Source organism: Edwardsiella hoshinae NBRC 105699 = ATCC 33379, from assembly GCF_000474215.1.
GTDB lineage: Bacteria > Pseudomonadota > Gammaproteobacteria > Enterobacterales > Enterobacteriaceae > Edwardsiella > Edwardsiella hoshinae.
Window position 1 is genome coordinate 1 of the sequence record NZ_BAUC01000073.1, and the last position, 3413, is coordinate 3413.

The following is a 3413-nucleotide window of genomic DNA, read 5'->3' on the forward strand; positions in this document are numbered from 1 at the left end:
TTTTTGGAAAGGCAGTTACACATAGCGAAATCTGTAAAAATCCTCCCACCGCGACATAGAGGAGGAGTATTGATGGCCATCATTGGTTATATCCGTGTATCAACAATCGACCAGAACAGCGATTTACAGCGTAATGCACTAGCAAGCGCAAACTGTGACCGCATTTTTGAAGACCGTATGAGTGGGAGAGTTGCCTGCCGCCCCGGTTTGAAACGCGCTTTAAAGTGCGTTAATAGCGGAGATACTCTGGTCGTGTGGAAACTGGACAGGCTGGGACGCAGCGTTAAGAACCTGATCGCACTGATATCGGAGTTACATGAGCGTGGCGTTCACTTCCGCTCTTTAACTGACAGTATTGATACTAGTACTGCCATGGGACGCTTCTTTTTTCATGTGATGTCAGCACTAGCGGAAATGGAACGTGAACTGATTGTTGAACGAACGCTGGCCGGGCTAGCCGCGGCCAGGGCACAAGGGCGTATTGGAGGGAGACCGCCTAAGTTATCCGAGGAGCAATGGATGCAAATCGGTCGTTTGCTAAAGCTAGGACACTCATATCGTGAGCTATCGATCATCTATGATGTTGGTCTATCCACACTGTATCGTCGGTACCCCCGGAAAAGTACCAAGAGTGCTATTTAGCGCTTAATTCTGGACTATCACGGCGCGCGCTTATTATCCGAAATAGCGCGCCAAGCTATCCGAAATTGTTCGCCGCGTTACACATCAACGCCGACCGCGCCACCCTCACCACCGGTAAGCCGATCTTCAACGGCGGATCGCTGGAAAGCTACCGGGTGGAAGGCGGCGCCATCCGGGTCGACGGCAAAGGCATGGACGCCAGCGCCGCCAACTATACGGATCTGATCGCCCGTTCCGTGGAGGCCAACGCCGGAATCTGGGCGCAGCAACTCCAGATCACCGCCGGGAACAACGAGGTCAGCGCCGACCACGCCAGGGTGCAGAAGCGCGCCGCCAGCGGCGATGCGCCGGCCTTCGCGCTGGACGTTGGCGCGCTCGGCGGCATGTACAGCCAGAAAATCGTGTTGGTGGGCACCGAGCATGGTGTCGGCATGCGCAACGCCGGCACCCTCGGCGCGCAGGCCGGCCAATTGGTCGTCACCGCCGATGGCCGCCTGGAAAACAGCGGCACGATGCAGGCCAAGAGCGACACCCGCATCGAGCTGAGCGGTGGCCTTGCCAATAGCGGCACGGTCAGCGCCGGCCGCGAACTGGTGGTCGGCACGCAGAAGGACATCGACAACCGCCAGGGCACGCTCAATGCGCGGCGTATCGAGGCCAACGCCCGGTCGCTGAAGAACCGCGGCGGCGCCATCGAGCAGACCGGCACACAGGATTTGGCGCTGCACGCCGCGCGGCTGAGTAATCGCGATGATGGCCGTATCGGGCTGGCGGCGGCCGATACCGGCACCACGCCGGGCAGCGGCGGCCACCCGGGCACCGGCCGCGCGCCGCTGGCCGACGGTGCGCTGAACATCGCGTCCGCACTGGACAACGACGGCGGTCGTATCATGGCCGGCGGCGATATCGACGTGACGGTCAGCGCCGGTCTCAACAACGATGGCGGGCACCTTGGCGCGCGGCGGCTCAAGGTGAGCGGCGGCGAGCTCGGCAACCGCAAGGGCGAAATCAAGGTCGCCGCCGATGCACGCATCGCGGTAGCCCAACTCAACAACGATGCCGGTCTGATGCAACTGGCCGGTCCCGTTACCCTGAGCGTGCAGGACTTCTCCAACCGGGCCGGCACCGTCCAGCACAGCGACAAGCGCGATACCCACATCAAGGTCAAGGGACAACTCGACAACAGCGAAGGCACCCTGGCCAGCAATGCCCGGCGCCTGACCCTGGATGCCGGCCAGTTGGTCAACACCGATGGCCGCATCGTCCATGCCGGCGACGGTGGCCTACAGGTCAATGCCGGCGCGTTCAGTGGCGCGGGCGGCGAGACGGCGACGGCCGGCACCGCCACCTTGCGCCTGGGCGATAGCGACCATCGCAAGGCCACACTCAGCGCCGCGCAGATCGACCTCGGCGCACAGTCTTTCGACAACCGTGGCGGCAAGGTCATCGCCACCGGCAACCAGACCAACCGTATCGACGTGGCCGCTACGCTCGATAACGGCGACGGTGGCACGCTGATCAGCAATGCCGACCTCGGCATTCGCGCAGGAACCCTCGGCAATGTAGAGGGCAGCATCCTTCATGCCGGCGACGGTCGCCTCGATATCGAGGCCGGCACCCTGCGCGGCGATAACGGCAGCATCGCCAGCAATGGCGCGCTGGATCTGAAAGGCGAAACCACCGTTCTGAGCGGAGCCACGACCCGAGCCAACGCCATCGCCGTCGATACCGGCACGCTGACCACCGCCAGGGGCACGCTCGTGGCCAGCGGCAGCGCGCCGCTGGATCTCAAGGTTCGTGGCGCGATGGAGAACCGCGGCGGCACCGTCGCCGGCAACGGCCCCCTGGCGCTGCGTGCCAAGTCGCTCGACAATACCGGCGGCACGCTGTCGGCCGCCGGCACGGACGCCAGCCGCATCACCGTGGCAGACCGTCTGGACAACACCGACGGAAACCTGCTCGCGGCGGGTGACACGACCTTACAGGCCGGCGCGTTGGCGAACCAGGGCGGCGCCGTGGTGGCGTCCGGGGATTCCGCTCTGGCCGTCAAGGTCGCCGGCACGCTGGACAACAGCGCGGGCGGCACCCTGGCCGCAGGCGGCGACCTGGCCCTCCAGACCGGCGCCCTGGATAACCGTAAAGGCACCATCCAGCATACCGGCAGCAGCGCGCTAACCCTGACCACGGGCGACCTGGCCGGCGCGGGCGGCACCCTCGTCAGCAAGGGCGCGCTCGACCTGAAGGCCGGCCGTGCCGACCTCAGCGGCGGCGCTACCCAGGCCGACACGATTTCCATTGCCGCCGACAGCCTCAGCACGGCGGGCGGCAGCCTCGTCGCGCTGGGTCGCGACCTTCTTGATGTCGCGCTTGCCGGAGCGCTGGACAACCGCGGCGGAACCATCGCCGGCAACGGCGCGGTCAAGCTCGCCAGCCAGTCGCTGGACAACCGGGACGGCAAGATTTCCGCCGCCGGCAGCGGCACGAGCCAGATCCTGCTCGCACAGCGACTGGACAACACGGGCGGCAGCATTGCCACGGCCGGCAACACCAGGGTGAAGGCCGGCGACCTCATAAACCGGGGAGGCTCGCTCGTCGCGGCCGGACACGCCGCCCTGATCGTGGAGGCGGACGGCCTGCTGGACAACAGCGCCAGGGGCACACTCGCCAGTGGCGGCGGCCTGACGGTTTCCGCCGAGACGCTGGACAACCGGAACGGAAGCATTCAACACGCCGGAGCGGGGGCGCTACTCTTGACCGCCAACACCCTCCAC

At 65.0% G+C, this 3413-nt stretch carries 1 protein-coding gene and 1 pseudogene; both read left to right on the forward strand.

What is annotated here, in order from left to right; translation table 11 throughout:
* Positions 1-72: 72 nt before the first annotated feature.
* Positions 73-642: a recombinase family protein gene (locus EHO01S_RS16900; protein WP_024525043.1), complete on the forward strand. Its 570-nt coding sequence runs from the start codon at positions 73-75 to the stop codon at positions 640-642.
* Positions 643-707: 65 nt separating this feature from the next.
* Positions 708-3413: pseudogene (locus EHO01S_RS17840) on the forward strand (hypothetical protein); the annotation flags it as partial.